This window comes from Streptomyces marincola (assembly GCF_020410765.1).
Classification (GTDB): Bacteria; Actinomycetota; Actinomycetes; order Streptomycetales; family Streptomycetaceae; genus Streptomyces; species Streptomyces marincola.
This window is the reverse complement of sequence record NZ_CP084541.1, coordinates 1,079,109-1,103,853: the sequence shown is the minus strand read 5'-3', so window position 1 is coordinate 1,103,853 and position 24,745 is coordinate 1,079,109. Positions and strand designations below refer to the sequence as shown.

Annotated in this window: 20 protein-coding genes; 12 read left to right on the top strand and 8 right to left on the bottom strand. The window is 73.3% G+C overall.

Annotated features, from left to right (window positions below):
- The first annotated feature begins 138 nt into the window (after positions 1–138).
- The 3 genes from rpsA (at position 139) to coaE (ending at position 3,380) form a co-directional block, all read left to right on the top strand.
- Positions 139–1,641, top strand: a complete 1,503-nt coding sequence (gene rpsA, locus LC193_RS04670; protein ID WP_226071817.1) for a 30S ribosomal protein S1 — start codon at positions 139–141, stop codon at positions 1,639–1,641.
- 156 nt (positions 1,642–1,797) lie between these two features.
- Positions 1,798–2,760, top strand: coding sequence for a proteasome assembly chaperone family protein (locus tag LC193_RS04665; RefSeq protein WP_226071815.1), 963 nt, complete (start codon positions 1,798–1,800; stop codon positions 2,758–2,760).
- Positions 2,761–2,774: 14 nt separating this feature from the next.
- On the top strand, positions 2,775–3,380 hold the full coding sequence (gene coaE / locus LC193_RS04660; RefSeq protein ID WP_226071813.1) for a dephospho-CoA kinase: 606 nt from the start codon (positions 2,775–2,777) through the stop codon (positions 3,378–3,380).
- Between the two features lie 91 nt (positions 3,381–3,471).
- Here the strand turns inward: coaE and LC193_RS04655 are convergent, their stop codons facing one another.
- Positions 3,472–4,233: a MerR family transcriptional regulator gene (locus LC193_RS04655; RefSeq protein ID WP_226071811.1), complete on the bottom strand. Its 762-nt coding sequence runs from the start codon at positions 4,231–4,233 to the stop codon at positions 3,472–3,474.
- A 141-nt stretch (positions 4,234–4,374) separates the two neighbouring features.
- Here LC193_RS04655 and LC193_RS04650 point away from each other — a divergent pair, with 141 nt between their 5' ends.
- A complete protein-coding gene (locus LC193_RS04650) occupies positions 4,375–4,752 on the top strand; it encodes a hypothetical protein (protein ID WP_226071809.1) in 378 nt (125 codons plus the stop codon).
- 14 nt (positions 4,753–4,766) lie between these two features.
- Here LC193_RS04650 and LC193_RS04645 read toward each other — a convergent pair whose 3' ends face one another.
- A complete protein-coding gene (locus tag LC193_RS04645; RefSeq protein WP_226071807.1) occupies positions 4,767–6,011 on the bottom strand; it encodes an FUSC family protein in 1,245 nt (414 codons plus the stop codon).
- Positions 6,012–6,446: 435 nt separating this feature from the next.
- Between LC193_RS04645 and LC193_RS04640 the strand changes: the two genes are divergently transcribed.
- Positions 6,447–7,550 carry a DUF5954 family protein gene (locus LC193_RS04640; RefSeq protein WP_226071805.1) on the top strand — a complete coding sequence of 368 codons (1,104 nt, stop codon included), beginning with the start codon at positions 6,447–6,449 and terminating at the stop codon, positions 7,548–7,550.
- Between the two features lie 56 nt (positions 7,551–7,606).
- Here the strand turns inward: LC193_RS04640 and LC193_RS04635 are convergent, their stop codons facing one another.
- Positions 7,607–7,861: a hypothetical protein gene (locus tag LC193_RS04635; protein WP_226071803.1), complete on the bottom strand. Its 255-nt coding sequence runs from the start codon at positions 7,859–7,861 to the stop codon at positions 7,607–7,609.
- 228 nt (positions 7,862–8,089) lie between these two features.
- Between LC193_RS04635 and LC193_RS04630 the strand changes: the two genes are divergently transcribed.
- Positions 8,090–8,743: a nucleoside/nucleotide kinase family protein gene (locus tag LC193_RS04630; protein ID WP_226071801.1), complete on the top strand. Its 654-nt coding sequence runs from the start codon at positions 8,090–8,092 to the stop codon at positions 8,741–8,743.
- A 112-nt stretch (positions 8,744–8,855) separates the two neighbouring features.
- Positions 8,856–9,296, top strand: a complete 441-nt coding sequence (locus LC193_RS04625) for a DUF6224 family protein (protein ID WP_226071799.1) — start codon at positions 8,856–8,858, stop codon at positions 9,294–9,296.
- A 48-nt stretch (positions 9,297–9,344) separates the two neighbouring features.
- Here LC193_RS04625 and LC193_RS04620 read toward each other — a convergent pair whose 3' ends face one another.
- The gene (locus LC193_RS04620) at positions 9,345–10,772 is read right to left on the bottom strand and encodes a WGR domain-containing protein (protein ID WP_226071797.1); all 1,428 of its coding nucleotides are present in this window, start codon (positions 10,770–10,772) and stop codon (positions 9,345–9,347) included.
- A 133-nt stretch (positions 10,773–10,905) separates the two neighbouring features.
- Here LC193_RS04620 and LC193_RS04615 point away from each other — a divergent pair, with 133 nt between their 5' ends.
- The 4 genes from LC193_RS04615 (at position 10,906) to LC193_RS04600 (ending at position 14,129) form a co-directional block, all read left to right on the top strand.
- Entirely contained in the window at positions 10,906–11,355 is a 450-nt protein-coding gene (locus tag LC193_RS04615) for a type II toxin-antitoxin system PemK/MazF family toxin (protein WP_226071795.1), read from the top strand.
- 147 nt (positions 11,356–11,502) lie between these two features.
- Positions 11,503–12,216, top strand: a complete 714-nt coding sequence (locus LC193_RS04610; protein ID WP_226071793.1) for an exonuclease domain-containing protein — start codon at positions 11,503–11,505, stop codon at positions 12,214–12,216.
- 177 nt (positions 12,217–12,393) lie between these two features.
- Positions 12,394–13,116 carry a PIG-L deacetylase family protein gene (locus LC193_RS04605; RefSeq protein WP_226078480.1) on the top strand — a complete coding sequence of 241 codons (723 nt, stop codon included), beginning with the start codon at positions 12,394–12,396 and terminating at the stop codon, positions 13,114–13,116.
- A gap of 392 nt (positions 13,117–13,508) precedes the next feature.
- Positions 13,509–14,129: a M23 family metallopeptidase gene (locus LC193_RS04600; protein ID WP_226071792.1), complete on the top strand. Its 621-nt coding sequence runs from the start codon at positions 13,509–13,511 to the stop codon at positions 14,127–14,129.
- A gap of 105 nt (positions 14,130–14,234) precedes the next feature.
- Here LC193_RS04600 and LC193_RS04595 read toward each other — a convergent pair whose 3' ends face one another.
- Both LC193_RS04595 and LC193_RS04590 read right to left on the bottom strand, forming a co-directional pair.
- Positions 14,235–14,840: a hypothetical protein gene (locus tag LC193_RS04595; protein WP_226071791.1), complete on the bottom strand. Its 606-nt coding sequence runs from the start codon at positions 14,838–14,840 to the stop codon at positions 14,235–14,237.
- Between the two features lie 86 nt (positions 14,841–14,926).
- On the bottom strand, positions 14,927–15,847 hold the full coding sequence (locus tag LC193_RS04590) for a glycerophosphodiester phosphodiesterase (RefSeq protein WP_226071790.1): 921 nt from the start codon (positions 15,845–15,847) through the stop codon (positions 14,927–14,929).
- Between the two features lie 155 nt (positions 15,848–16,002).
- On the opposite strand from LC193_RS04590, the gene uvrB reads away from it, so the two are divergent.
- The gene (gene uvrB / locus LC193_RS04585) at positions 16,003–18,111 is read left to right on the top strand and encodes an excinuclease ABC subunit UvrB (RefSeq protein WP_226071789.1); all 2,109 of its coding nucleotides are present in this window, start codon (positions 16,003–16,005) and stop codon (positions 18,109–18,111) included.
- A 40-nt stretch (positions 18,112–18,151) separates the two neighbouring features.
- Here uvrB and LC193_RS04580 read toward each other — a convergent pair whose 3' ends face one another.
- Together LC193_RS04580 and uvrA are read right to left on the bottom strand one after the other, a co-directional pair.
- A complete protein-coding gene (locus LC193_RS04580; RefSeq protein WP_226071788.1) occupies positions 18,152–21,619 on the bottom strand; it encodes a phosphodiester glycosidase family protein in 3,468 nt (1,155 codons plus the stop codon).
- Positions 21,620–21,740: 121 nt separating this feature from the next.
- Positions 21,741–24,731 (bottom strand): excinuclease ABC subunit UvrA, encoded by a 2,991-nt coding sequence (uvrA, locus tag LC193_RS04575; protein ID WP_226071787.1) that lies wholly within the window; start codon positions 24,729–24,731, stop codon positions 21,741–21,743.
- Positions 24,732–24,745: the final 14 nt, after the last annotated feature.

Sequence of the window (24,745 nt, the reverse complement as noted above, 5' to 3'; positions counted from 1 at the left end):
TGTCCCCTCGGTTGTCGAGGCGCTTACCGGCTGCGGAATCCCGGTCGGCGCTTCTCAGGCTGTCCGGCTTCGGCAGTGCGATACGGGCTCCGGCGTAGCAGTGCCTACGAACATGTCCGTACCGGAGCCCTTTACCACATGACGAGCAGCACCGAGACCACCGCGACCACCCCGCAGGTTGCGGTCAACGACATCGGTTCCGAGGAAGCCTTCCTCGCCGCGATCGACGAGACGATCAAGTACTTCAACGACGGCGACATCGTCGACGGCGTCATCGTGAAGGTCGACCGGGACGAGGTCCTGCTCGACATCGGTTACAAGACCGAGGGCGTCATCCCCTCGCGTGAGCTGTCGATCAAGCACGACGTCGACCCGAACGAGGTTGTCGCCGTCGGCGACGAGATCGAGGCCCTTGTCCTCCAGAAGGAGGACAAGGAGGGCCGCCTGATCCTGTCGAAGAAGCGCGCCCAGTACGAGCGCGCCTGGGGCACCATCGAGAAGATCAAGGACGAGGACGGCATCGTCACCGGCACGGTGATCGAGGTCGTCAAGGGCGGTCTGATCCTCGACATCGGCCTGCGCGGCTTCCTGCCCGCCTCGCTGGTCGAGATGCGCCGTGTCCGCGACCTTCAGCCGTACGTCGGCAAGGAGCTCGAAGCCAAGATCATCGAGCTCGACAAGAACCGCAACAACGTCGTCCTCTCCCGCCGCGCCTGGCTGGAGCAGACGCAGAGCGAGGTCCGCCAGACCTTCCTCACCACCCTCCAGAAGGGCCAGGTGCGCTCCGGCGTCGTCTCCTCGATCGTCAACTTCGGCGCGTTCGTGGACCTCGGCGGCGTGGACGGCCTCGTGCACGTCTCCGAGCTGTCCTGGAAGCACATCGACCACCCGTCCGAGGTCGTCGAGGTCGGCCAGGAGGTCACGGTCGAGGTCCTGGACGTCGACATGGACCGCGAGCGCGTCTCGCTGTCGCTGAAGGCGACCCAGGAAGACCCGTGGCAGCAGTTCGCCAGGACGCACCAGATCGGCCAGGTCGTCCCGGGCAAGGTCACCAAGCTCGTGCCGTTCGGCGCGTTCGTCCGCGTGGACGAGGGCATCGAGGGCCTGGTGCACATCTCCGAGCTGGCCGAGCGCCACGTGGAGATCCCCGAGCAGGTCGTCCAGGTCAACGACGAGATCTTCGTCAAGGTCATCGACATCGACCTGGAGCGGCGCCGGATCAGCCTGTCCCTCAAGCAGGCCAACGAGAACTTCGGCGCGGACCCGATGGTCGTGGAGTTCGACCCGACGCTGTACGGCATGGCCGCGTCGTACGACGACCAGGGCAACTACATCTACCCCGAGGGCTTCGACCCCGAGGCGAACGACTGGCTGCCCGGCTACGAGAAGCAGCGTGAGGAGTGGGAGCGGCAGTACGCCGAGGCCCAGCAGCGCTTCGAGCAGCACCAGGCCCAGGTCATCAAGTCCCGTGAGGCGGACGCGCAGGCCGAGGCCGAGGCGTCCGGCTCGGGCGGCGGCGGTCAGCAGTCGGGCGGCGGTGGCGGCTCGTACTCGTCCTCGCCCTCCGAGGACTCGGGCGCGCTGGCTTCCGACGAGGCGCTTGCGGCGCTCCGCGAGAAGCTGGCGGGCGGCCAGAGCTGACCCTCGGTCGGCCGAAGCCACCCACGCACACGCGCGGCACAGGAAGGGGCCCGCTCCCGCTCGACGGGGGCGGGCCCCTTCCGCCGCCTGGGGAATGCCCCCGCGGCACGGCGCGTTTGCCCCGTGTACGCGTAAGAGCGGAAGGGGTGCGGTGAGATGCGCGATCCGCAGGAGTTGTACGCATGGGATCCGGCCGGTCTGGCCAGGGTCGATGAGGCCGTCGGCGGCGCGCGGGGCGCCGGCCTGGTGCTGGTCTACCACTTCGAGGGCTTCATCGACGCCGGCGAGACAGGCGCCCAACTGGTCGGCCAGCTGCTCGACGGCAGGCCCAGTACGACCGTCGCGCGGTTCGACCACGACCGTCTGGTGGACTACCGGGCCAGGCGTCCCGCCATGACGTTCCGGCGCGACCGGTGGACGCACTACGAGACGCCTGAGCTGGCGGTGCGCCTGGTGCACGACGACACGGGCCAGCCGTTCCTCGTGCTGTCCGGGCCCGAGCCCGACGTGGAGTGGGAGAGCTTTGCCGCGGCCGTGCGCCAGATCGCGGAGCGGCTCGCGGTGCGCATCGCGGTGACGTTCCACGGCATTCCGATGGGGGTGCCGCACACCCGCCCCGTCGGGCTCACCCCGCACGGCAACCGGGTGGACCTGGTCCCCGGCCACCCCGGCACGTTCGACGAGGCGCAGGTCCCGGGCAGCGCCGCCGCGCTGGTGGAGCTGCGTCTGGGGGAGGCGGGCCGTGACGTGCTGGGCGTCGCCGCGCACGTGCCGCACTACATCGCGCGGTCCCGCTACCCGGACGCCGCGCTCGTCGTCCTTGAGGCGGTGACGGCGGCGACCGGCCTCGTGCTGCCCGAGGCCGCGCACGCGCTGCGCACCCGCGCCCTGCGGACCCAGGACGAGATCGAAAGCGAACTCGCCGAGGGCAACGCCGAGTTGATCGCCGTGGTCCGCGGCCTTGAGCAGCAGTACGACGCGATGGCCGGCGCCGCCGCGCGCGGCAGTCTCGTCGCCGAGCCGGTGGACCTGCCGTCCGCCGACGAGCTCGGCGAGGTGTTCGAACGTTTCCTCGCCGAGCACGAACACGAGCACGAGGAAGGGGAAGGCGACCGGTAGCGTAGCCTTCCCGCATGCTGAACGTGGGACTGACCGGCGGGATCGGCGCGGGCAAGAGCGAGGCCGTGCGGCTGCTCGCGGAACGCGGCGCCCGCGTCGTCGACTCCGACCGCGTCGCGCGCGAGGTGGTCGAGCCCGGCACGCCCGGACTCGCGGCCGTCGTCGCGGAGTTCGGGACGGGCGTGCTCGCGCCCGACGGCTCGCTCGACCGCGCCCGGCTCGGTGCCGTCGTCTTCGCGGACGAGGAGCGCCGCCGGGCACTGAACGCCATCGTCCACCCGCTGGTCGCGGAGCGTGCCGCCGCGCTGCGCGACGCCGCTCCCGCCGACGCCATCGTGGTGCACGACGTGCCGCTGCTCGCGGAGAACGCGCTCCAGGACCGTTACGACGCGGTGGTCGTCGTCGACGCCTCGGACGCCACCCGGCTGGAGCGGCTCACGGGGCGGCGCGGCATGGCGGAAGCGGACGCGCGGGCCCGTATGGCCGCCCAGGCCGACCGGGAGACGCGTCTTGGCATCGCCGACTTCGTCCTCGACAACGACGGCACCATCGACGAGCTGACCGAGCAGGTCGCCGTTCTGTGGGACCGCCTCACCGCCCTCGCCGGCAGCCGCTCCTGAGACCTGACCCGCCGCAAGACGCCGCCGGCCGTGTCACCGGCCCGGGCTTCCGCCGGAGGAGGCCGCGGCCCCGGCGGGCGGGGATTGCCGGTCAGCTCAGCCGCGCGTCGGCGTAGACGGCCATCGCGTCGCGCTGGTAGGCGGCCAGTCCGACGGCGATGCTGTCGAAGTTCGCGCGGAACCGGGGGTCGTCGGCGTAGGTCTGCCCGAGCCCCTTGTACGCGGCGGCGCACGGGGTCCACATCCGGCACAGGTTCCGGTAGTGGGTGTCCACCTCGGCCTGCACCGCCGGGTCGGACACGGGGGTGCCGGCCACCATGAACTCCGCCATGCGGATCATCTGCGCCGTCGCCTCGCGCTGCCATCGCTCCATCTCCCCGGGGGCCATCCCCGCGATGGCTCGCCGGGACTGCTCCCACTGCTCAGGCCACCGCTCGCGCGCCTCGTCGTCGTGGTGGCCCGTCTCGAAGCCCTCGAAGAGGTTCTCCGGCCTGTTGATGGTCGCCATGTCGCTCGTTCCCCTGCCTTCCTCAAGTTCGGTGATGGTGCGGCCGACGGTGCGGGCGAGCGTCTCCAGCCGGTCGCGTTCCGCGAGCAGCCGCCTGTGGTGCTCGCGGAGTGCGGCCAGCCGGTCCACCTGGCTGTCCAGAACCGCCTGGATCTCGCGCAGGCCCAGGTCCAGCTCCCGCATCAGCAGGATCTGCTGGAGTCGCAGCAGTTCGGCCTCCTGGTAGTAGCGGTGCCCGTTGCTCCCGGTCCACGCCGGCGGCAGCAGGCCGATCTCGTCGTAGTGCCGCAGCGTCCTGGACGTCACCCCGGACATCCGGGCCACCTCGGCGATCGACCAGGCCATCGCCCCTCCTTCCGCCGCCGGGCCGGTCTCTCCGGCCGCACGGGAAACGGTAGAAGTTGACGCTGCGGAAACCGCAAGCCGGAACCGCACCGTGCGTTCCCGGGCCTGTCGGGCATGGGCGAACCGGGCTACCGTGTCGGCATGAGTACCGAAGCCGCCCTGGCCCTCGTCTCCGCCGCGGCCGGCAGCGTCGCGACCGAGGCGGGGCGCCACGCCTGGGATTCCCTGCTCGCCCTGGCCCGGCGGGTGACCGGCCGGGCCGGGGCCGATCCGGTCGGCCCGGTCGATCCCGTCGACCCGGCGGACGAGACGGCCGTCCGCGAGCTGACCGGGCGGATCGCCGACCGCGCGGCGTCGGACGAGGAGTTCGCCGCCGAACTGCGCCAGTGGGCGCAGCGGCACCGGGGGGCCGTCGAGGTGGGAGGGACCCGCGTGCAGAACACGGTGGCGGACGGCGCCCAGGTGCGGAACCTGCTCCAGACGGGCACCGTGCACGGCGACATCCACTTCGGGGCCTGACCGCCGCGGCGCCGTCACATCCGGCGGTGCCCGTAGCGGCCCCGGCTCAGCTTGCGCAGCGCGCGGCGCCCGTTGTCGGTGACGCGGCGCAGCTTCGGGAAACGGCCGCGGCTCTCGCGCGCGACCCGGTCGAGCTCCTCCGCGAGGTGGGCCGCGCGTTTGTCGATGTCGAGTTCGGTGAGCATGCGGTCGATCTCCGCGAGCAGGGACCCGTGCAGCTGCCAGTGGCGCGGGTGTTCGCGCACCCGGGCCAGCAGCACCTCCGCGACGTGTTCACGGCTGACGCGCGCGGCGTCGAGTTCGACGGCGAGGAACGCCTCCGCCTCGTCGGCCGCGCTGCTGACCTGACTCGTGATCAGGGTGGCGAAGCTGTCGACGGCGCCGGCGAGGTTGCTCAGCAGTTCCTGGAGGGCGGGGGCCACCTCGGGCGGGAACAGCGGCTCGTCCTCCCGCCGCTCGGCCAGGTCGGCCATGGTGCGCGTCATCGTGCGCAGGATGACCGCGCACATCTCCAGGGTGTCGAGGCCGGTGCGCAGCACGATGCGGGTCAGCAGCGGCTCCTTGACCCGGGGGTTGAAGCGCACGCTCTCCTCGGCCTGGATGATGGAGGCGTCGACCTGGGCGATGTCCTGGTCCAGCTTCCGCGCCTCGTCGAGCTTGGCGGTGGCCCGCTGGAGCGGTGTGCGGCCCGCCTCGGTCTCCTCGCTGAGTCGGCGCAGCAACTCGCGCATGCGGCGGGCCTGTTCCTCGATGTCCTCGCTGGCGGAGCCGACCCATACCGGGGGCACGATCAGGGTGTTGAACAGGAGGCCGACGACCGCGCCGATGACCGTTTCCACGACGCGGTCCCAGGCCGCGCCCGTCACCTGGGTGACGCCGAGGACCAGCATGGCGCTGATCGCCACCTCGGGCACGAACTCGCTGACCCGCACCAGGTGGCCGACGGACAGCGCGGTGAGGATCAGCAGGCCGAGGCTCCACCAGCTGAGTCCGACGATGGTGCTGAACGCGGTCGCCACCAGGACGCCGGCGATGACCGAGTTGACGCGGCGGATGCCGGTGGTGAGCGTCGCGAACAGGGTGACCTGGACGACCAGCAGCGCGGTGAGCGGGGCGAGCAGCGGGGCGGGGACGTCCGTCAGCCAGAGCGCGACGACGTAGGACATGGTCGCCGCGGTGGCGGACCGGAGCGTCTGCACCACGACGGGTTCCTTGCGCCGCTTGGCGAGGTCGATGATCTGCTCGGGCACATCAGGCACATTCGACTCCTCTCGCTCCATCTGCTCCGTTGCGGGCACATGTGGAGAAACCGGGTGAACGACGGTAACTGTGGAAACTAGGGCAAAGATGTCATTGTGCCGGGTCGAGGGCGTGAACCGCCGGGGTGTCAGCGCGTCCGTGGCGCCCGGGTCCTCCGTGCGGCGCGGCGCGGTGGGACCTGGGGAAGCGGTGAGGGTCCGGGGGCGCGGTGGGGCGCCGGTCGGGGCGCGATGTGACTGGTGCGCGCCGGTCCGAGCGCGGCGCGTGCGCCGGGCATGGGGGCGCGCGTCGCGGGCGTCGCTTCAGCCGGTGCGGGCTGCGGTGTTCACGGGAGGCGGCCCGGGGCGGGAGGTCGCGGCGGTCGGCGGCCGGGATGGGGGACGTGGTTCGGCAAACGCCTGCGCGGCCACCTCTCCGCCCAGCACAATGCGTGTATGAGTGATGACGAAGCGGAGCTGCCCGAGCCGCACCGCGTCATCCGGATGGCGCGGTACGACGACCCGGTGGCCGTCATCGCCGATTCGGAGGCGTGGTTCGCCCGGGACACCCATCCGGACCTGCTGGCACGCGGACCGATGTTCGCCGTGACCGAGCAGGAGGCCGACGGCCGGTGGCGGATCCTCCAGGCCGAGGAGAACGGCCCGCAGTTGATGCGCGACTCGCTGGGCCTGATCTGCCGGGTGAGGGCCAAAGCGGCGGCCGAGGCCGGGGACGACGCGGCGCGGCGCGCCTGGCTGGCCGGAGCGCACCGGATGGACCGGGAGAAGGCCGACGAACTCGTCGTCGGGGACTGCCGGTTCCGCATCGCGCGCGGCGACGTGTTCGTGCGGCTCGGCCCCGAGGGGCCCGAGCCGCCGAGGCCGAGTGATCCGGACCCGATGCCGATCGGGCAGGGCCGGGAGGCCGCCCCGCGTACCAAGGGGTTCCTGCTGGACCCGACCGCCGCGACCGGCATGTCGGAGGGGATCCTCAAGCTCGAACTGCTGCGGTTCGCCTACACCTCGGCCGCGATCCCGTCCGACGTGCGCGCCGACTCGGTGGTGGCGCGGGACGCGTATCCGGGCGGGGTGCTGCTGCCGCCGGCGTTCGGCGTGTTCGCCCGCGGGCCGGGGAGCGGCTGGACGCCGCGGGCCACCGGCTCCGACACGCCGCAGGAGGCGCGGGACGGCCTGGCGCTCCGCCTCAAGGCGCTGCTGCCCATGGGCCTCAGGGAGGAACGGCGGCCCTCCGGCCTGCCGGAGATGCCCGGGGAGCTGCGGAACGTCTTCGCCGACCAGCTCGGGCTGCTCGACCCGGGCGCGCGGCAGCTGACGGACGAGCAGCTCGGCCAGTGCGCGCGGGCGGTCGCCCGGCTGGAGACCGAGCGGCTCGACACCATCCCGATCCTCGGCAGGGAGTTCCGCGTCACCAGGCTGGAGCGGCTGGTCAGACTCGGGGCCGACGGGCCCGAGCCGCCGCGTCCATCCGACTGGGACCCGGAGCAGCCGCCCGAGGCGCACGGCGGGACCGACCTGGGGGAGGAAGAACCCGGCGGGTGAGGCGCGTTCCGGCGGCAGGGCGAGGCCCGGCGGTCGCCCGCGCGGCCCCGGGGGTCTCAGGCGGCCCGCAGAGGCGTCCCGTGCGTCCCGGGCAGGGCGAGTCCGAGGAGTGCGACGATCTCGCCCTGCACCTCGGGTGTGAACAGCTCCTGTTCCTCCGGCGTCAGGTGCAGCCGGGACACGTCGCTGCCGCCGCCGGCGAGGCAGGCGTTGAAGACGCGCATCAGCAGGATGAACTGGCCCGCGGGCAGTCGGGCACGCAGCGACTCGATGCGCTGATCGAGACGTGCCGGACCGGTCTGAGTGTCCATGCGTTCTATCGTGCGGGCCCGCGGGCCCCCTGGAAAGGCCGCCTTCCGCGCGTGGAGGCAGTCGGGGCGGGGGCGTGCGCGGTGCGCCCCGCGCGCCACGCCGGCATCCGGGCCGGCGTCCCACCGGGGCGCGCTCGCGGGGCGGTGGCGCCCGACGTCCGTCCGTGCCGCGCCCGGCCCGCCGTCGCCGCGGGCCCGCGCGGTCCTCGGGCCCGGCAGGATGGACCCGTGCGACTCGAAGCGATCACCTGGGAACGACTGGCCGCGGCACTCGCCGAGCGGGTGGCCGCCCTGCGGCCGTCCGACGAGGGCGGGTGGCCGCGGGTGCTGATCGACGGCGCGCCCGCGGCCCGGCCGGGGGAGCGGGCCCGTGAACTCGCCGAGGCCCTGCGCCTGAAGGGCCGGCCCGCCCTGCTGGTGGGCGCGGAGGGCTTTCTGCGCGCCGCGTCGCTGCGCCTGGAGTACGGCAGGCACGACGCCGACGCCTACTACGACCTGTGGCTCGACACCGGGGCGCTGTGGCGCGAGGTGTTCACGCCCACGGACGCGGGCGGCAGCGGCCGGGTGCTGCCCGATCTGTGGGACGCCGAGCGCGACCGGGCCACGCGCAGCCCGTACGTCACGCTGCCCCCGGGCGGCGTGCTCCTCGTGCACGGCACGTTCCTCCTCGGGCGGTGGTTCCCGGCCGAACTGGCCGTGCACCTGAGCCTGTCACCCGCCGCCCTGGCCCGCAGGACGGACGAGGCGGAACGGTGGACCCTGCCCGCGTTCGCCCGCTACGAGGCGGAGGTGGACCCGGCGGCGGTCGCGGACGTGGTCGTGCGCGCCGACGATCCGCGGCGCCCGGCCTGGAGCGGGGCGGGGCGGCTCTCCGCCGAGTGACCGAAAGAGCATGCGACGGGGGGCAATCCCCCGCGGACCGCCCCGCCCCCGCCCGCGAACTGCCACACTGGGTGCCCATGTCGTCGACGCAGAGTTATCAGGGGTGGTAGCGATGGAGGACGTCGAAAGGCCGTACGACACCGAGGAAGTGCTGCACGCGGTCGCCCTGATCCAGGCGCATCTCGCGGAGGACGAGGAGGCCGTCAAGGCCCTCCAGGACGAGACGGAGGAGAGCGCCCGGCAGTGCGCGCGGTCCATGTTCGCGCTGGCGCACGTCATCGTGTTCGGCCAGATCATCCCGGAGATGTGGGTGATCAGGCAGAACATCGACTTCGGCCATACCAGCCGGGTACCCGAGCTGAACCTCGCGATCCACGTCCTGAAGCGCATGGAGGAGCGCATCGGCCTCGCCCACGTGCACCCGGTGGTCGGCGCGCTCTCCGCGGGCGACGTGATGGACCTGATCATCCAGTGCACCGGCACCACCATGGAGGAGGTGCCCGGGTTCCTCGACTCGGTGCGGGAACGGACCCTGCGCACGGCCCGCTTCTGATCACCGCGACGCATCACCGCGACGAACGCCCGCAGCCGCGGGGCCCGTTCAGGCGAGCCGCCGTATCTCCCCGCGCACCCGGTAGAACCCGCCGTCCGAGGCGTGCACCGAGTCCACGACGTACCGCGCGCCGGCCTGCCGGATCCGCCGGGGGAACTGCACGTTCCACTCCGGGTCGTAGCCGTCCGTCAGGACCCGCATCCGCAGCCGGGGACCGTCCTGCACGCACTCCACGAGCACGCCGCCGCTCGGCATCGCGGACACCGTCCGCGGCGCGGCGGCCGGCGTGTACGTGGGCAGCGCCGCGGCCGACTTCACGTCCAGCGCGGTGGGGACCCGGCCGTTCTGCGCCGCCGCGATGGCCGCCTCGCTCGCGTCGATGCACGCGAGGGAGCCGTCGGTGGTCACCACGAACAACTGCTCGTTCAGGTACTGCATCGACAGCGCAGAGCCCGCCCCGGTGCCCAGCTTCCACAACCGCGTGCCGTCCTGCGCGAAGCAGTACACCGACGAGGCGCTGTCGCCGGCGAACACGTACCGGCCGTCGGGCGCCGCCGCGCACGAGTACACGACCGTGTCGCACGCGTACGTCGCCTCCACCCGCCCGCCGCGCTTGGCCAGCCGCTGCACCACCCGCCGGTCGGTGCCCGCGTACACCGCGTCGTGCTCCTGCCAGCCGAACAGCACCGCGCCCCTGGTGGCCGTGTGCCACAACTCCCGTCCGCCGTCCGGTGAGTAGGCCGTGACCCCGCGTCCGTGGCCGTGGTACACGGCCCCGGCGTCCCGGCGCACCATCCAGGCGTGGTCCCCGGTGCTGCGCCGCGACCACTGGAACTCGTCCTCGTGGTCGATGACCGTCAGCCCGCCCTGGCGGTCCGCCACGTTGAGCACACCCTCGTGGATGTCGAGCCAGAAGATGTCCACGTCGGCCGCTATCTCGTAGGCGGCGAAGGGCAGTTTCGACGACAGGTCGTACACCGTGCCGTCGTCGCAGCCCGCGTAGATCCAGAAGTCGTCCGCCACGAGGCACTTCACGCCGTCCGGCAGCCGGTAGTGGGCCAGCACCTCGCCGTCGTGCGCCAGGGTGTGCACGTCGCCGTGCTGGTTCCCCACCCAGCAGCGGTCCTCGTCGATGTGGATGCCGAACGCGGCGGCGCCGGTCCTGAACCGCCAGAGCACCGGCGCGACCGCACGGGCCGTTGAGGGCGCCGAGGTCACCTGGCGCCGCGTCACCGGCCGCGCCGCGCGCCCTCCCCGCACCGCGGGCTCGTACCCCTTGCGCACCTTCTCGCCGATCTTCCTGGCGGCGGCGTCCCTGGCCTTCTGCGGTGTCGCGAACGCCGTCGTCCGCAGCTGCCCCTCCGTACCGATGCGGCCGTAACGCACGGACACCTCGGTCCCGTTCACCGACACCTCGTAGAACTTGTGCGCACCGCCGCCGTCCTCGGACAGTTCCAGATAGGTGGTCTCGGGCACGGCAGGCTCCTTCCCCCTCCGGCCGCCGGTGCGGCCGGACTCGATGCGGGAAACGTTAGGTGACGCCACTGACAGCCCCGGCGGCGCACCACGACCCGCGGTGCTGTCGGCGGGCGGCGATACGGTGTTCGCCATGGACCGCATGGACACAGTCCGCATACCGGGGCGCGGCGGCCCGGCCGCCACCGTCGAGATCGCGCCCCGCGCCGTCGGGCCGGTGCGCACCGCGTACGCCCCCGAGCCGGACGGCGATCCGGACCCCGGGGAGATCGTCTGGACCTGGGTGCCCTACGAGGAGAACGACGGGCGGGGCAAGGACCGCCCCGTCCTGGTCGTCGCGCGGGAGGCGGGACGTGACACGCTGCTCGCCGTTCAACTCAGCAGCCGCGGGCGGGCGCAGGGCGACGCCTGGCTCCCGCTCGGCACCGGTCCCTGGGACCGCGCCGGGCGCGACTCCTGGGTGGACCTCGACCGGGTGCTGCGCGTGCACCCGGACGGCATGCGGCGGGAGGCGTGCGCGCTGGACCGCGCGCGCTTCCACCGTGTGGTGCACAGCCTCCGGCTGCGGCACGGCTGGCGCTGACGGGATGGCCACGGGAGGGGATTCGGCCGGTGGACCGGTGAACCCGCGTGCGGGCGCGGGGAGTTGCGCGGGCGGCGCGCGCGGGACTGGGGCCGGGCGGGGCGCGCCGGCGTCCCGGCGTCCCCCGCTGGGGCCGGGCGGTGCCCGATGAGCTGGCTCGACGAACCCCTGATGGCGTTCGATCTGGAGACCACGGGGACCGACGTCGAGGCCGACCGCATCGTCACGGCGGCGGTGGTGCGCCTGGCGCCCGACGGCGCCGTCTCGGACGAGCGGACCTGGCTGCTCGATCCGGGAGTCGCGATACCCCGGCAGGCGTCGGCAATCCACGGCATCTCGACGGAGCGGGCCCGCGCGCACGGGCGGCCGGCCGCCGCGGCCATAGCGGAGATAGCCGGGGCGGTCGCGGAGGGGCTGCGTTCGGGGACGCCGCTGGTGGTGATGAACGCGCGCTACGACCTGTCGCTGCTCGACCGCGAGTGCCTGCGGTATGCGATCGCGTCGGTCACCGAGCGCCTGGGCGAGGCGCCGCGGCCGGTCATCGACCCGCTGGTGATAGACAAACATGTCGACAAGTGCCGGCGGGGGAAGCGGGCGCTCCACGCGCTGTGCGCCCACTACGGGGTGCCGCTCGACGCCGCCCACGACGCGCGTGCGGACGCCGTGGCCGCCGCTCTCGTGGTGCGCCGCATGGGCGAGCGGCACCGGCCCGTCGGGACGATGCCGCTGTCCGACCTGCACGCCCTCCAGGTGCGGGCGGCGGCCGAGCAGTCGGTCTCCTTGCAGGCCCACCTGCGGCGCACAGGGAAGCCTGCGGCCGTCGTCGAGCCGGCCTGGCCGCTCATCCCCCGGCGGGGGTGACCGCGCCGGCCGCCAGGACCGCGGGCGGCGGAGCGCCGTGCCGGTCGGCCGGGGTGACGCGCCCCTCGCGGTCCGGGGACGCCGGCGTGGGAGACGGCTTAGGGTGACAGGCCGGAGGACGAAGATCAGCGACCGGATCAGCGAGGAGACTTCGCGGTGACCGAGCCCCTGGCCCCCATGCCCACCGACTGGCGGCGCGCGCTTGCCGTCGTCGCGCACCCGGACGACCTGGAGTACGGCGCGGCGGCGGCGGTCGCCGAGTGGACGGACGCCGGCCGGGAGGTGGCCTACCTGCTGGTCACCCGGGGCGAGGCGGGCATCGACACCATGCCGCCCGAGGAGAGCGCGCGGGTGCGGGCGGCCGAGCAGCGCGCGAGCGCCGCGCTCGTCGGCGTCGAGTCGGTGACCTTCCTCGACCACAAGGACGGCGTGATCGAGGGGGGCGTCGGACTGCGCCGGGACCTGACCGCCGCGATCCGGGCGCACCGGCCTGACCTGCTGATCACGCTCAACCACCACGACACCTGGGCCTGGGACGGCCGCGTGTGGAACACGCCCGACCACCGGATCGTCGGCCGGGCCGTGCTCGACGCGGCGGGGGACGCGGGGAACCGCTGGATCTTCCCCGAGCAGCTGGGCCAGGACGGCCCCGGCCCGTGGGACGGGGTGCGCTGGGTCGCGGTCGCCGGGTCGCCGCAGGCCACCCATGCCCAGGCCGTCGGGGAGCCGGCCCTGGAACGCGCCATCGCCTCGCTCGCCGAGCACCGCGCCTACCTCACGGCGCTCGGCGACCAGGAGCCCGCGGCCTACGCCCGTGAGCTGCACACCACGATGGCGGACGAGGCCGCGGCCAGGTTCGGCGGGCGGCGGTGCGTTCCGTTCGAGCTGTTCACACGCTGACGGCGTGCGCCCGCCCGCGCCCCGGCGCAACGGCGCGCACCCCGGGCCGTGACGCTCCTCACCCCGCCTCCCGCGACTACGAAGCACCTTCGCAGCGGCGGGAGGCCAAGGACCCAGGACCCAGGTCCCGAGCGGCCGGGACCCATGCCGCAAGGCGCCGGCCGACCTGGTGCCCGGGGGCGCGCCGTGCCAGGTCGCGGGCCCGCTGCCCCGGGGTCCCAGGACCGCGGGTGGCGCGCCCCGGCCGGCGCGCGAGCCCCCGTATTCCGCCGGGCGCGGCTACGACCCCCCTTCGTGGCGCGGTCGCTTGCCGGGTTCGGGCGCCACCGCCTACCCAGGAGATTCACCCGGCCGGGCAAGGCCGGAACCCCGACTCTCCCGAGGTGGTCCCCATGACCGAGCACGTCACGCACCGCGCCCGCGGCCTCCACCGCTTCCGCACCCGCGCCGTCGCCGTCGTCACGGCCAGCGTGTGCGGGTCCGTCGCCCTCACGGGTGCCGCCGCTGCCACCGGTGGCGGCCCCCTCACCACCGAGGCGCCCTCCGCCGTGTCCGGGGCCACCGCGGGCGAGCCCGCGGCCGAGCGGACCGGCTCCTGGGTCGCGCCGATCGAGGAGGACTACGCGCTGACCGCCACGTACGGCAACAGCGGTGACCGCTGGGCGAGCAAGCACAGCGGCCAGGACTTCGCCGTGGACGTCGGCACCCCCGTGCGCGCCGTCCACGAGGGCACCGTCGTCAAGGCCGGCGGCAACGGCGCCGGCGACGGCCCCGCCTACGGCAACGCCGTCGTGGTCAAGCACGACGACGACACGTTCACCCAGTACGCGCACCTCTCCGAGGTCGGCGTCGAAGCCGGGCAGAAGGTCGGCACCGGCGAGGAGATCGCCCGTTCCGGCAACACAGGAAACAGCAGCGGCCCGCACCTGCACTTCGAGGTCAGGACCGCGGCGGGCTACGGAACGGCCATCGACCCCATGGCGTTCCTGCGGGAGCAGGGCGCGGACGTGTGACCCGACGGCGCACCCGCGACTCGCGAACCCGAGGGGCGCTCGGCACCTCGCCTGCGCCCCACCGCAACGCAACGCTCCGCCCGGCGCACCCCCGCGCCGGGCGCATCAGCGCGTCAGCGCGGCGGTCCGCTGCCTGCGGCACTCCGGTTCCAGCGCCGGATAGGCGGCCGTGATCGCTTCGAAGATCCGTTCGGTGAGGAGCCGGCGACCCTCGGCCCTGCACGCCCCGGGCGGCAGCGCCTCAAGCAGTGCCCCGTGACCGGCCAGCACGTGCCGCAGGTACTCGACCTGCCAGCGGGCCAGCTCCCCGGGCCGCGCACCGGCCGCGCTCGCGGCCCTCGGCCGGTACCCGAACGACGCGACCGCGCGCTGGGCCTCCCGCAGGTTCCGGTGCACCACCGCGCGCTCCGCCAGCTCGGCGGGCGACAGCGCGGGCAGGTCGAGGCCGGCCTCGCGGATCGCCGCCAGGGCGCGCTCGCGCCGCCCGGCCCGCGCCCGCCGCAGCACGTCGGCCCGCCGGCGCCCCAGGGCGCGCGCCGCGACGAAGTCGGGCCTGCGCTCCGCGTCCAGCACGCGCGAGGCCAGGAAGAGGCCGGTGGGCGTGGCCAGGTCGGGCCCGCCGAGGAACGCCCGCACCAGCCCCGGCGTCCAGCCGCGGGCGCGCAGCGCCTTCCACGTGAGGGCCGCCGCGGGCCGGGCGGGCGCAACCATCGGGGCCTCCTCCTGGCGGTGCCGGGCACGCCGCCGAAAGGGGTGATGCCCACGCCGCCCGGCCGCCATACGTCGGCGCGGGGCCGTCAGCCGTCGAGTGCCGCGCGGACCACGTCGGGGAAGTTGCTGATGATCCCGTCCACGCCGAGATCCGCGACGGCCCGCGCGGTGGGGCCGTCGTCGACCGTCCACGTGTGGACCTCGACGGGGCGCCCGTGCGGGCCCTCGGCGGCCTGGATGCGCGCGACGTAGTCCGCGGTGAGGTCGCGGTGCCTGGGGTTGATCTGGTCGGCCCAGGTCGCGTACGCCGGGATGTCGGCGACGGCCGGGGTGCCGATGAACCCGGTCTCCAGCTCCGGCGCGAGTTCGTGCACGGTCCTGACCGAGCCCGCGTCGAAACTCTGCACGACCAACCGCTCGCCCGGGTGCTGCTCGCCGGGCCAGCCCTTCGCGGACAGTTCGGCCAGGATGTCCGCTTCGATGCCCGGGTAGAGGTGCGGCGCCTTGATCTCCAGCAGCAGCCGCTGGTCGTTGCGCGCGAGGCGGTCGAGGAAGCGCGCCAGCGTCGGCACCGGCTCACCGGCGAACTCCTCGCCGAACCAGCTGCCCGCGTCCAGCCGCGCGATCTCGGCCGCGGTGAAGTCGGACACGTTCCACGGCGCCCGGTCGGGGAAGACCTGCTCGACGTTCGTGGTCCTGGCGAGGGTCGTGTCGTGCACGAGTACCAGCTCGCCGTCGGCGGTGCGCTGGACGTCGGTCTCCACCCAGGTCGTGCCGAGGCGGTCGGCCGCGTCCGCCGCCGCCAGCGTGTTCTCCGGGGCGTGCCCCGACGCGCCGCGGTGCGCGACGACGAGCGGCCCCTGGCCGGCGCCGGCCGGCCGCGCCCACTGGACCGGCGCATCGCCCTGGTCCGCCGAGGCGGTGGGGGCCAGGCCGAACGCGGTCAGCGCGAGGCCGGCCAGCCAGCCGACCCAGCCGATCCAGCCGGCGGATGTGGTGAACGGCATGGGGGGGACTCCTTGGGTTCTTTGAGACCGGACGGGGGGAGGCTGCCCGGCCGGCGGAAACGAGCGGGGAGGGGGCCGGTGACCGACAGTTGAACAGCGGACGGCGGACGGTAGGCGGTCCCCGGTTGTCAGTGGCGAGCCGTACGGTGGAGGACATGCGGCCCGTTTCAGAGATCGAACGCACGGTGGCGCCCTTCGAGGTCGTCAGCCCGTATCAGCCCAGCGGCGACCAGCCCGCGGCCATCGCCGAGCTGGAGAAGCGCGTGCGGGGGGGCGAGAAGGACGTGGTGCTGCTCGGCGCCACGGGCACGGGGAAGTCCGCGACCACCGCGTGGATGATCGAGCGGCTCCAGCGCCCGACGCTGGTCATGGCGCCGAACAAGACGCTGGCCGCCCAGCTGGCCAACGAGTTCCGCGAGCTGCTGCCGAACAACGCCGTCGAGTACTTCGTCTCCTACTACGACTACTACCAGCCCGAGGCGTACGTGCCGCAGACGGACACGTACATCGAGAAGGACTCCTCGATCAACGAGGAGGTCGAGCGGCTGCGGCACAGCGCGACCAACGCGCTGCTGACCCGGCGCGACGTGGTCGTGGTGGCCTCGGTCTCGTGCATCTACGGCCTGGGCACCCCGCAGGAGTACGTGGACCGCATGGTGCCGCTGAAGGTGGGCCAGGAGATCGACCGGGACGCGCTGCTGCGTCGTTTCGTCGACATCCAGTACACGCGCAACGACCTGGCGTTCACCCGGGGCACGTTCCGGGTGCGGGGCGACACGATCGAGATCTTCCCCGTGTACGAGGAGCTGGCCGTCCGGATCGAGATGTTCGGCGACGAGATCGAGGCGCTGTCGACGCTGCACCCCCTCACCGGCGAGGTCATCTCCGACGACACGCACCTCTACGTGTTCCCCGCCTCGCACTACGTGGCCGGGCCCGAGCGCATGGAGCGCGCGGTCTCCGCCATCGAGGCCGAGCTGGGCGGCCGGCTCGCGGAGCTGGAGCGGCAGGGCAAGCTCCTTGAGGCGCAGCGGCTGCGGATGCGCACCACGTACGACATCGAGATGATGCGCCAGATCGGTACCTGCTCCGGCATCGAGAACTACTCGCTGCACATCGACGGCCGGGACACCGGCTCGCCGCCCTACACGCTGCTCGACTACTTCCCCGAGGACTTTTTGCTGGTCGTGGACGAGTCGCACAACACCGTGCCGCAGATCGGCGCCATGTACGAGGGGGACGCCTCCCGCAAGCGGACCCTGGTCGAGCACGGCTTCCGGCTGCCGTCGGCCATGGACAACCGGCCGCTGAAGTGGGAGGAGTTCCAGCGGCGCATCGGCCAGACGGTCTACCTCTCGGCGACTCCGGGCGCCTACGAGCTGTCCCGGGGCGACGGCGTGGTGGAGCAGATCATCCGGCCCACCGGCCTGATCGACCCCGAGGTGGTCGTGAAGCCGACCGAGGGGCAGATCGACGACCTGGTGCACGAGATCCGGGTGCGCGCGGAGCGCGACGAGCGGGTCCTGGTGACGACCCTGACCAAGAAGATGGCCGAGGACCTGACGGACTACTTCGTGGAGCTGGGCATCCGCGTGCGCTACCTGCACAGCGATGTCGACACGCTGCGGCGCGTGGAGCTGCTGCGCGAGCTGCGCTCGGGCGAGTTCGACGTGCTGGTGGGCATCAACCTGCTGCGGGAGGGGCTCGACCTGCCGGAGGTGTCGCTGGTCGCGATCCTCGACGCGGACAAGGAGGGCTTCCTGCGCTCGGGCACGTCGCTGATCCAGACCATCGGCCGCGCCGCGCGGAACGTCTCGGGGCAGGTGCACATGTACGCCGACCGGGTCACCCCCGCGATGGAGAAGGCGATCGAGGAGACCAACCGGCGCCGGATCAAGCAGATCGCCTACAACGAGGCGCACGGCATCGACCCGCAGCCGCTCCGGAAGAAGATCAACGACATCGTGGCGACCATCGCCCGCGAGGAGGTCGACACCAGGGACCTGCTCGGGACCGGCTACCGGCAGGGCGCGGAGAAGGGCAGGGCGCCGGTGCCCTCGGTCCCCGCGGGTGGCGGGAAGAAGGACGCGAAGGAGCTGACCGACCGGCCGGCGGCCGAGCTGGCCGAGGCCATCGAGCAGCTGACCGAGCGGATGCGGGCCGCGGCGGCCGAGCTCCAGTTCGAGATCGCCGCCCGGCTGCGGGACGAGGTGTCCGACATGAAGAAGGAGCTGCGGCAGATGCGGGAGGTCGGCCTCAAGTGACCCCGCGGGGCCGGCACCGCCGCCGGCCCCGCGGCCGGCGTCAGCCGGTGACCCGCAGCCGTGTCGACTCCCGCGTGTCGCCCACGGTGGCCTGGAGCGTGACCGTGCCGGCGCGCAGGCCGGTCAGCTCCCCGGTCGCCGGGTCGAACGCGGCGACGTCGCGGGGGCCCGCCTCGTCGGCCGCGCCGACGTGCAGCCCGCGCGAGCCCGACCAGTCGGTGCTCACCCGCGAGGCCGCGGGTACCTCGCGGCCGTCCTGGGTGACCACGGCCCCGGCATCTGCGGTCTCGCCCACCCGCAGGGCGGTGGGGGCCTGGAGCGCCAACGCGTCGACGTGCGGCCTGGTCTGCACCGTCAGCCAGTCGGGCAGGGCCTCGTAGGGGTGCTGCCTGGCCCACATCTGCTCGCCGCGGGACACCTCGTCGACCCCGACGAGCGCCCACCCGGTGAAGCCGCCCTCGGCCGCGGGGGCCGACGGGTTCTTGCCCGCGTTGCCGCCGATGAAGTACGGCACGCCGGACTGGTGGTAGGAGTCGAAGAGGCCGACGTGGGCGCCGAAGTAGGCGGCACCCTTGCCGGTCTCCCTGCGGAACTCGGCCAGCCAGTCCTCCAGGAGGTCGGCCTCCAGCCGGTCCGTCAGCTGGCTCGCCGGCTGCGGCGTGGTGTCGCGCGGCGGCACGTGGCCCATGACCACGACCGACCCGACGGACCGGTCGGACGCCGCGTCGTCGAGTTGCTCGCGCAGCTCGTTGACCTGGTCCCAGCCGCCGCCGCGCAGCGACAGCGACGAGGTGTCGAGGGTGATGAAACGCGTGCCCTCGTGGTCGAACGTGTGCGGGCTCTCGCCGAACTCGGCCTCGAACGTCTCGATCGAGCCGCCCATCACCTCATGGTTGCCCGGCAGGTAGTACCAGGGCAGGTCGTCGCCCAGCTCCTCCTCGATCATGTCCCGGGCGAACTCCAGATCGGCGGGTGAGCCCTCGTCCACCCAGTCGCCGTTGATGACGACGAAGTCCGGGTCGGCCGCCCGCGCCTCGCGCAGCGTGCGGCGGGCCGCGGCGACCAGGTCGCTGTCGGGGTTGCGGGCGACGAACTGCGCGTCGGAGACGACGGCGAACTGCCAGTCGCGCGCGGCGGCCTCGGCGCCCGTGCCGATGAGCGGGTCGTCGAAGGGCGCGGCGGGCGGCAGGTCGACCGCGGGCGGCGTCTGGGCCCGCAGGTCGTCGATGACGACCTCGTCCGCGTACGCCGCGTCCTGGCGGGTCTCCGCCAGGTAGAAGCGGCGCACCGACAGCGGGTACGCCACGCCCTCGGGCACGTCGAAGGTGAGCTGGCGCCAGCCCTCCCAGGTGACGTGCTCGGCGCGCAGCACCTGGCTGGTGCCGTGGGCGTCCGTGAGGTGCAGGGACGGCCAGGAGCCGTGGCCGTCCCCCTCGACCCACAGGGTGAAGCTCTGCGGCTGGCCGGGCACGGGGATGTTCGCCGGCGGCGTCGCGTAGGCGGCCCGGGTGGCGGTGCTCAGCCCGAAGTCGTAGCTCATGCGGAGCGCGGTGCCGTCGTACCCCTCGGGCTCGGCGGCCAGGGAGCCGGCGGCGCGGGCGTGGCTGAACGCCCAGTCCTCGGCGTCCTCGAAGTCGGCGACGACCGTGTCCTCCAGGCCGACGGTGATGGCCAGGGCGGTGGTGACGCCGCCCACCGAGACCTCGACGACGCCGGAAGCGGAGGCCGCGGAGGAGAGCGAGGAGACGCGGAAGCCCCCGGCCCCCGGGTCCGGCTCGATGCTGAACAGCGAGGTGTCGTACGAGAGTTCCGCGTCGGCGGGCTCGATCGGCGCGGAGTTGCCCGCCGCGTCGTAGCCGAGCAGCCCGAAGGAGCCCTCCGCCTCGGGCCCGGCCAGGCCCACGCGCTGCGTGGTCGGCTCGACCCGCCGCAGCTCTCCGAGCACGGTCAGCTCCATGGCGCCGCGGGCGAGGTGCCGGGTGGCGGTGACCTGCGCGGTGCCGGAGCGTTCGGCGTGGAAGACGCCGCCGGCGTCGACCGTTCCCACGTGGGGGCGCGCGGAGCGCCAGCGGGGCGCGGGGGAGTCGGCGGGCCCGTAGGTCTCGTCGTGCGCGATCGCCGTCAACTGCCGGGTGAGGCCGGGGAAGACGCGGTCGGGGTGGCCGCCGGCCACGGTGTCCCCGGTGGGGGAGGCGGCCGGGTCCGCGGTGGTGGTGACGCGGAAGCCCGTGACCTCACCGCTGCCCCGGGGCGCGGTGATGGCGAGGCCGTTGGGTACGGAACGCTGGTGGCCGTCCGAGGGGCTGCCGACGACCTCGGGCGCGGCGTCCCCCGGTTCCCGCGCGAGGAACGTGGTCGAGCCGCCGCCGTCGAGGTTGAGCGCGTTGTGGGCGCCGAGGTCGGCCATCATGACGGCCAGTTCGGTCAGGGTCACGCCGCCCGAGTGGGACTGCCGGCCGTCGACGGTGAGGATGTACATGTCCTGGCCGTCGCGCGAGAAGCCGACCGCGGTGCGGGGCGCCGTGGCGTTGTTCGGCCGGCCCTCCCAGTTCTGCGGCTCGCCGTCGACCACGAGCAGCCCGCGACCTCCGACGGCGGTGTGCGGAACGGGACCGCCGTCGCCCGTGCGCGGCGCGTACTCGGTGGTGACCGCGTCACCCGCGGCCAGCGACGCGAGGGTCGCGGCCCCGGAGTCGCGGCCGAGCAGCACGAACGCGCCATCGGGTATCGGGCCGCTGCCGGGCTTGTCCGCGACGGACGTCACCAGGCCGTCCTCGACGACGACTTCGGTGACATCGGCCGCGGACTCCGTGGCCGGGGCGCGGTCGGCCTCGCCCCACCGGGGGGTGTAGAGGCCGATGCCGCCGGCGGGCAGGCGGGCCGCGTTGTAGGCCGCGAGCGGCGCCTCGCCGTCCGGCAGGGTGACGGTGCCGTCGAAGTACAGTTCCAGGATGCGGCCCGCGCTCTCGGGGCCGATGCCGACGGCCTCGGTGACCGGAGTGCCCGCGCCGCGGGGGCTGGGGGACTGCACCAGTTCGCCGCCCGAGATGCCGGCGCCGAGCGGCGCCTGGGTGGCGTTGATGTCGAAGAAGTCGCCGTTGATGGCCGCGACGGTGGTGCGGCCCTCGCCCGGGTCGTGGGCGGCGGCGAGTTCACCGACGGGCGCGGACGCGGCGACCTCGTCGCCTGAGAGGTAGTCGACGCGCAGGTCGCTGGTGAGGTCGACGGTGAGCGCCTGCGCGCTCAGCCACTTGTCGGATTCGAGGCTGCGAAACGTCGTCAGCTCGGCGCCGGGCGCGACGGGGTGTTCGGTGCGCGACAGTTCGAGACCGTCGCCCTCGGCCACTCCCGTCGTTGCCGCGGCGGGCGCCGCCGCCGCGACGGCCGCGGCGGAGGCCGGCGCGGCCGTCGCGCCCGGCGGGGCCAGGCCGACGGCCAGGGCCGAGGCGGCCCCCACCGCGATGAGCGAACGTGCGCCCAGTCTTCGGCGCACCACCAGTCGTGACACAGGAACTCCCTTGGAACGCTTGCCGTGGCCGCGCGTTCACACGGCCGGCGGTCAGCGTTCCAAGGGAGTGCGTCCCCCGCCAGGGTGCCGTCGGGAACTTCCGGAGAACAACTGCCCTATATCAGCCCTTGCGTGACGACCGGGCACGTCCCGCGGACCGCTTCCCCGCGGTCCCGGCCCCGCCTGCGGTGCCGCCGGTCCCCGCGGCCTTGCCGCGCGCGGACCCTCCCGTGCCGTTCGGGGCCGGGCGCAGTCCCGGGGAGTCGGTGACGGCGTCGCCGAGCAGGTCCCGCAGGAACTTGCCGGTGTGGCTGGACGGGACGGAGGCCACCTGCTCCGGGGTGCCCTCGGCGACGACGAGGCCGCCGCCGCTCCCGCCCTCGGGGCCCATGTCGATCACCCAGTCCGCGGTCTTGATCACATCGAGGTTGTGCTCGATGACGATCACTGTGTTGCCCTTGTCGACCAGGTTGGACAGGACGCCGATCAGCTTGCGGATGTCCTCGAAGTGCAGTCCGGTGGTGGGCTCGTCCAGCACGTAGGCCGTGCTGCCCGTGGAGCGCCGCTGCAACTCCGCGGCCAGCTTGACGCGCTGCGCCTCGCCGCCGGAGAGCGTGGGGGCCGGCTGGCCGAGCCGCACGTACCCGAGGCCCACGTCGTTCAGCGTGCGCAGGTGGCGGGCGATGGCGGGCACGGCCTCGAAGAACTCCACCGCCTCCTCGATGGGCATGTCCAGCACCTCGGCGATGGACTTCCCCTTGTAGTGCACGTCCAGGGTCTCCCGGTTGTAGCGGGCGCCGTGGCAGACCTCGCAGGGGACGTACACGTCGGGCAGGAAGTTCATCTCGATCTTGATGGTGCCGTCGCCCGAGCAGTTCTCGCAGCGACCGCCCTTGACGTTGAACGAGAAACGCCCCGGCAGGTAGCCGCGGACCTTGGCCTCCACCGTTTCCGCGAACAGCTTGCGGATGTGGTCGAACACGCCCGTGTACGTCGCCGGGTTGGACCGCGGGGTCCGGCCGATCGGCGACTGGTCGACGTGCACCACCTTGTCCAGCAGCTCGTCCCCCGTGACCCGGGTGTGCCGCCCGGGCACCGCCTTCGCGCCGTTCAGCTCGCGGGCCAGGTGGGTGTACAGGATGTCGTTGACCAGCGTGGACTTGCCCGAGCCCGAGACCCCGGTGACCGCGGTGAGCACACCGAGGGGGAACGAGACGTCCACCCCGCGCAGGTTGTGCTCGCGGGCCCCGTGCACGGTGAGCCGCCGCCCGGGGGCGACCGGGCGCCGCAGCTCGGGCGTCGGGATGGACCGGGCGCCCGACAGGTACTGGCCCGTCACCGAGTCCTCGTTGGCCAGCAGCTCGGCCAGCGGCCCGCTGTGCACGACGCGACCGCCGTGCTCGCCGGCGCCGGGACCGATGTCGACCACCCAGTCGGAGGTGCGGATGGTGTCCTCGTCGTGCTCGACGACGATCAGCGTGTTGCCCAGGTCGCGCAGCCGGACCAGCGTCTCGATCAGCCGGTGGTTGTCCCGCTGGTGCAGCCCGATCGAGGGCTCGTCCAGGACGTAGAGCACGCCCACGAGGCCGGACCCGATCTGCGTGGCGAGCCGGATGCGCTGCGCCTCGCCGCCCGAGAGCGTGCCGGCGGCGCGGTCGAGCGAGAGGTAGTCGAGGCCGACGTCGACCAGGAAGCGCAGCCGCTCGTTGACCTCCTTGAGGACGCGCTCGGCGATGGTCTTCTCGCGGTCGGACAGCCGCAGGCTCCGCAGGAAGTCGGCGCACTCGCTGATCGACATGCCGGCGACCTCGGCGATCGACCGGTCCTGCACGGTGACCGCGAGGATGAGCGGCTTCAGCCGGGTGCCGTGGCAGGCCGGGCAGGGGGCCTCGCGCATGTAGCCCTCGAAGCGCTCGCGCCCCGCGTCGCTCTCGGCCTCGGCGTGCCGCCGCCGGATGAACGGCAGCACCCCCTCGAACGCGGTCGTGTAGGCCCGCTCCTGGCCGTGCCGGTTCTCGTAGCGGACCTCGATCTTGGTCTTGTGGCCGTTCAGCAGCGCCTTCTTCGCGCGCTGCGGCAGGCCCTGCCACGGAATGTCGGTCCTGAAGTTGAGCGCGTCGCCGAGCGCGCCGATGAGCAGGTTGAAGTAGCCCTTGGTCTGCCCGTGGGACCACGGGTGGATCGCGCCCTCCTCCAGCGTCTTCTCCGGGTCGGGGACGATCAGCTCCGGGTCGACCTCCATGCGGCTGCCGATGCCGGTGCACTCGGGGCAGGCGCCGAACGGGGAGTTGAACGAGAACGACCGCGGCTCCAGCTCCTCGAACGACAGGTCGTCGTAGGGGCAGTACAGGTGCTCCGAGTACATCCGCTCGCGCTGCGGATCGTCCTCGGGCAGGTCCACGAAGTCGAGCACGACCATGCCGCCCGACAGGCCGAGCGCGGTCTCCACCGAGTCCGTGAGGCGGCGCTTGGCGCTGTCCTTCACGGTCAGGCGGTCCACGACGACCTCGATGGTGTGCTTCTCCTGCTTCTTCAGCTTCGGCGGGTCGGTGAGCTGCACCGTGGTGCCGTCGACGCGGGCCCGGCTGTAGCCCTTGGTCTGGAGATCGGCGAAGAGGTCGGCGAACTCGCCCTTGCGCTCGCGCACCAGCGGGGAGAGCACCTGGAACCTGCTGCCCTCCTCCAGGTCGAGCACCTTGTCGACGATGGCCTGCGGCGACTGCCTGGCGATGGGCCGCCGGCACTCGGGGCAGTGCGGCTTGCCGATGCGGGCGAACAGCAGCCGAAGGTAGTCGTAGACCTCCGTGATCGTGCCGACCGTGGAGCGCGGGTTGCGGGAGGTCGACTTCTGGTCGATCGAGACGGCGGGTGAGAGCCCCTCGATGAAGTCGACGTCGGGCTTGTCCATCTGCCCGAGGAACTGCCGGGCGTACGCGGACAGCGACTCCACGTAACGGCGCTGGCCCTCGGCGAAGATCGTGTCGAAGGCGAGCGAGGACTTCCCCGATCCCGAGAGCCCGGTGAAGACGATGAGCGAGTCGCGCGGAAGGTCGAGCGAGACGTTCCGCAGGTTGTGCTCGCGAGCGCCACGAACGATGAGTCGGTCGGCCACGCCGAAGGGCACCT

Coding starts and splice junctions, on each gene's coding strand:
- LC193_RS04600 (WP_226071792.1), top strand. CDS start 13,509: ATGACCGAGCACGTCACGCACCGCGCCCGCGGCCTCCACCGCTTCCGC.
- LC193_RS04615 (WP_226071795.1), top strand. CDS start 10,906: ATGGACCGCATGGACACAGTCCGCATACCGGGGCGCGGCGGCCCGGCC.
- LC193_RS04590 (WP_226071790.1), bottom strand. CDS start 15,847: ATGCCGTTCACCACATCCGCCGGCTGGATCGGCTGGGTCGGCTGGCTG.
- LC193_RS04650 (WP_226071809.1), top strand. CDS start 4,375: ATGAGTACCGAAGCCGCCCTGGCCCTCGTCTCCGCCGCGGCCGGCAGC.
- rpsA (WP_226071817.1), top strand. CDS start 139: ATGACGAGCAGCACCGAGACCACCGCGACCACCCCGCAGGTTGCGGTC.
- LC193_RS04595 (WP_226071791.1), bottom strand. CDS start 14,840: ATGGTTGCGCCCGCCCGGCCCGCGGCGGCCCTCACGTGGAAGGCGCTG.
- LC193_RS04655 (WP_226071811.1), bottom strand. CDS start 4,233: ATGGCCTGGTCGATCGCCGAGGTGGCCCGGATGTCCGGGGTGACGTCC.
- LC193_RS04640 (WP_226071805.1), top strand. CDS start 6,447: ATGAGTGATGACGAAGCGGAGCTGCCCGAGCCGCACCGCGTCATCCGG.
- LC193_RS04625 (WP_226071799.1), top strand. CDS start 8,856: ATGGAGGACGTCGAAAGGCCGTACGACACCGAGGAAGTGCTGCACGCG.
- coaE (WP_226071813.1), top strand. CDS start 2,775: ATGCTGAACGTGGGACTGACCGGCGGGATCGGCGCGGGCAAGAGCGAG.
- LC193_RS04635 (WP_226071803.1), bottom strand. CDS start 7,861: ATGGACACTCAGACCGGTCCGGCACGTCTCGATCAGCGCATCGAGTCG.
- uvrB (WP_226071789.1), top strand. CDS start 16,003: ATGCGGCCCGTTTCAGAGATCGAACGCACGGTGGCGCCCTTCGAGGTC.
- LC193_RS04605 (WP_226078480.1), top strand. CDS start 12,394: ATGCCCACCGACTGGCGGCGCGCGCTTGCCGTCGTCGCGCACCCGGAC.
- LC193_RS04665 (WP_226071815.1), top strand. CDS start 1,798: ATGCGCGATCCGCAGGAGTTGTACGCATGGGATCCGGCCGGTCTGGCC.
- LC193_RS04610 (WP_226071793.1), top strand. CDS start 11,503: ATGAGCTGGCTCGACGAACCCCTGATGGCGTTCGATCTGGAGACCACG.